This is a genomic window from Streptococcus alactolyticus, from assembly GCF_012277075.1.
Classification (GTDB): Bacteria; Bacillota; Bacilli; order Lactobacillales; family Streptococcaceae; genus Streptococcus; species Streptococcus alactolyticus.
Genome location: NZ_JAAXMT010000022.1, coordinates 1 through 4,010 on the forward strand (window position 1 = coordinate 1; position 4,010 = coordinate 4,010).

Below are 4,010 nucleotides of genomic sequence, written 5' to 3' on the forward strand. Positions count from 1 at the left end.
CTGTGGAGACTTCTACGTTATAATAATGACTTTTATCAGTTGTTTTCTTGGTTAAATTGACACCAGCATCATTGGCTAGGAAAATAAATTGTGCTTTACCCGTTTGAATTGCCTTAATGACTAACTCTTCACCTGAAATCACTTTTCCTGCACGCTGTGCTAAACCAATTAAATGAGATAATTTTTCGCGATTATTCAAGGCCCAACTCTCTTCTTTTCACTTTGTGATCAACATAAGCAATCAATTCATCGTAAAAGGCTTCTGGAACATCCATTGAAAAGCTACGATTAAAGACCTTTTTAGCTTTGGCTTGAATGGCTTCGTTAATATCTAATTTGATGTAGGCACCACGACCGTTTTTCTTACCAGTTGGATCGATAAAAATCTCGCCTTCTTTATTTTTCACAATGCGAAGCAAATCACGTTTATCAATGACTTCTCCTGAAACAACTGATTTTCTTAAAGGTATTTTACGTGTTTTAGCCATCAAACACCTCTATCTTTCTTATTCTGTATCGTCGTCTGACAGAAGATCTGATTTAGTCGTATCCTCGACTTCAACGGTTTCATCAACGATAGCTGATGTTACAGCCTCTTCAATAGCTTCATCCACCATAGCTGATGCAACACTATCTTCGACAACTTCTTCAACAAGTTCAGTTTGCGCTTCAAGTTCTGCTTCAAGGGCTTCATACTCAGAAGCTGACTTGATATCAATGCGATAGCCTGTCAAATGCGCAGCCAAACGAACATTTTGACCACGGCGACCGATAGCTAGCGACAATTTGTTGTCTGGCACAACAACTGTTGCGCGTTTGCTATCTGCTTCGTCAAACAAGACCATATCAACTTCAGCGGGTGCAATAGCATTGTAGATGAACTCTGCTGGGTCTTCTACCCATTGAATCACATCGATGTTTTCTTCAACAGGTACTTCCACACCTGCTTTAGCATCGTAGCGTTTTGGATGGAATTTGCTAATCACACGTTTGATGTTGCTTCCACCACGTCCGACAATCGTTCCGATAGCATCCACGTTTGGATTGTGGCTACGAACAGCCACTTTGGTACGGTCACCAGCTTCACGTGAAACGTTCATGATTTCAACTGTTCCGTCAAACACTTCGGGAATTTCTTGTTCCATGATGCGTTTGATAAATTGTGGGTGGCTACGGCTAACAAAGACATTCACACCTTTTGGATTGTTTTCCACTTTGTAAACGTAAACTTCGATACGGTCGTGTGATTTGAAGGTTTCACCAGGAATTTGGTCTTGGTGTGACAATTGAGCTTCTAATGAACCAAGATTCACATAAATGAAACGTTGGTCGAAACGCTCAACTGTCCCTGTCATGATTTCACCTTCGTGTTGTTTGTACTCATTATAAGTCACTTCACGAATTTGGCGACGCATTTTTTCCATGATGGTTTGTTTTGCTGATTGCGCCGCAACACGACCAAATTCAGCCACTGATTCTTCAAAGCGAATCTTGTCCCCAAGCTCATAAGCTGAACTAATTTTCAACGCATCGGATAAGCTGATTTCTAAACGGCTATCAAAAACCTCTTCAACAACTTCACGCACTGTATAAACTTTAAAATCAGCAGTTTTTTCATCAAATTCAATCACACATGATTCTGATTGGCCGTAGCGGCGTTTATAAGCTGATTTCAAAGATTCTTTGACAGCATCAATGATGTCTTCTTTGTTAATATGTTTTTCTTCTTCCAAAATACGGAAGGCTTCCAGCATTTCTTTGCTCATTTTTTTCATAGCCCTATCACAAGTAGAGCCTTATCCTTTCGTTTTAAATCTATTCTCACATTAAAAAGCAAAAAACGTTAGTGACATTTCCTTTGACTACAACTTCACTGCCAAGCGAGCTTTAGCAACTGTTGCATATGGAATGTCTACTGTTTTTTTCTTGGTTTTATCCAAATATTCCATGGTCAATACCTCACCATCAAAAGCGACAAGGTCACCTTGAAATACTTTCACTTTGTCAATTGCCTTGTAAAGGCTGACATTGATGTAAGAGCCGACAGCTTTTTCCAAAGCTTCCTTTGTTTTTAAAGGACGCTCTAAACCAGGGCTAGCCACTTCCAACATGTATTGGTCTGGAAATGGGTCTGGCTGAATATTATCTAATAAAGGGCTAATAATCTCAGTCAAATCAGCGGTGTCATTAACCGTAATCCCACCAGGCTTATCCACTAAGACACTAAGAACATAGTCACTTCCCATTTTTCCGTACTCAACATCCACCAATTCAAATGGGTCTTGAATGGCAGGTGCGATAACTTCTGTGACACGTTCAATAATCACATTAGCATTTGCGATGACAATCCCCTCCTTCGTTTGACAAAATACCAGTAAAAACCACTTAAAAAGCAGATTTTACCGCCTACTAACATCTCTCACTGCCATTATACAACGGATTAAAAGGACTTGCAAAGCCAAAGGTTTAGCCGTTTGTGGCAGGAGGCACACATAAGAGGCGAAGTTACAAACTTCGCCTCCTCTTATGTATTTGTTACTATTATATCATACTCTTTTAAAAATGACAAGGCAGCAGCACAAGAGACCAAAATCCTATTCTTTTAGATTGGCTAACAGGTCGGCTGTCTTGTAAAATCCTGGTTTATAAGTCTTACCAAATAACTTCTTAGTCATGGCATTAAAACTATAATGGTCATCTAAGATAAGCACCTCGTCATAAGATTTTAAAATGTTTAAAAAGGTTGAATCGCTAAGGTCAAAATCCTCTCTACCATCGACATTGACATTCCAAAGGTAATAACGTGCCGCTCGGATAAGATAGTAGTTGTCAATTTTTTCTTTGTCTGAGCTGACAAGCAGGATTTTCGTCTTAGATGGTGTCATGCGATTGCCTGTCAAATGGCGTAATTCTTCCAAGGACTGTACTCTTTCGTACTCATTACTGTATCTGATTTCATTGATTTCTGATAAGAGCATAAAGACAGAAAAACCAATCAAGGCTAAGCTTGTGTACTGGTACAATCGCTTGGTGCCTAGGTTTTTAAAGGAACGCAGGTTGCGTTTCTCAAATGTTTGTTCATACAAAGAGCGGTCCGTTTCTCTGGCTAAAAGCATAACCATCAAACCAAAGGCCATAATAACCATACTAGATGCATAACGCTCAAAACCAGCTAGTTCCAAGGCTTCGTCCGTTGGCATAGCCGTCAAATACATCAACAAAATCCCAACGTAATAGGCCACAATCATTACATCTAGCAATACCCAAGTGGCCAATAAACGTCTGAATCGATGAGCAAAAAGACCAAAACCAATCACAGCAACTAGCATGACAAGGTTTAGCCCGATAATGCCACGCGTTGCCAGACTACCAAATTGAAAGACTTCTTTTGTGAAATGGGTTATGATTTCTTGTGCCACATCATCCATATGCCCTGCCAGTATTTGGTCAATTTCTGAAAAAGACACCGCGTGCTTAGCTTTAGACACATTGGTAAAGTTGAGGCTCATGTGTATTTGCCAAAGGAGATAAGGAAGAAAACTAAGTCCTGCGGTCAACAAGGCTGGAAATAGGTTCCACCATCTGATGATTTTGCGCCGTATCAAGCGAACCACAAAAAACAAATAGACAAACAAGGCTATGGCCACAAAGAAAAGTCCACTCACCTTAACAATGCTCAAAAGACCTAAAACCACCAAGGTGTGCAAGGACATCCGCCAAAATTGATTGCGGTAAGCAAAGCAGCCTGCGATTGCTGCTAAAGCCAGCACAGGCAAGAGAAAATCCACCAAAAGATTGTTCAAACGAATGGCAATATTAAAAACATTGAACACAGCAAAAGTGGCAAAAATCATTGCTGAGGGCAAGGCGCGGCGTTCATCACGCAAGGCAGCAAACATGGCATACAAGCCTGACAAGATAAGAACCAATTGCCCTACCAGCATGACACCTTCTGAAAATCCGACAACCTTGGTAAAGAAGTAAATAAATAAAGAACTTCCCACAGGATA

The 4,010-nt window shown here is 40.3% G+C and carries 5 protein-coding genes; all 5 read right to left on the bottom strand.

All coding sequences use genetic code 11. The annotated features are described in order from the left end of the window. A partial coding sequence (locus HFK82_RS08605) for a YlxQ-related RNA-binding protein (RefSeq protein WP_168261473.1) occupies positions 1-199 on the bottom strand: 199 nt, incomplete at its 3' end. After that, the gene (gene rnpM, locus HFK82_RS08610; RefSeq protein WP_154455235.1) at positions 192-488 is read right to left on the bottom strand and encodes an RNase P modulator RnpM; all 297 of its coding nucleotides are present in this window, start codon (positions 486-488) and stop codon (positions 192-194) included. The genes HFK82_RS08605 and rnpM, both read right to left, overlap by 8 nt. Before the next feature lie 18 nt (positions 489-506). Further along, positions 507-1,766, bottom strand: coding sequence for a transcription termination factor NusA (gene nusA, locus HFK82_RS08615; protein ID WP_168261475.1), 1,260 nt, complete (start codon positions 1,764-1,766; stop codon positions 507-509). A 96-nt stretch (positions 1,767-1,862) separates the two neighbouring features. After that, entirely contained in the window at positions 1,863-2,327 is a 465-nt protein-coding gene (gene rimP / locus HFK82_RS08620; RefSeq protein ID WP_235280988.1) for a ribosome maturation factor RimP, read from the bottom strand. 267 nt (positions 2,328-2,594) lie between these two features. Next, positions 2,595-4,010: hypothetical protein (locus HFK82_RS08625; protein WP_168261474.1), on the bottom strand; the 1,416-nt coding region annotated here is incomplete at its 5' end.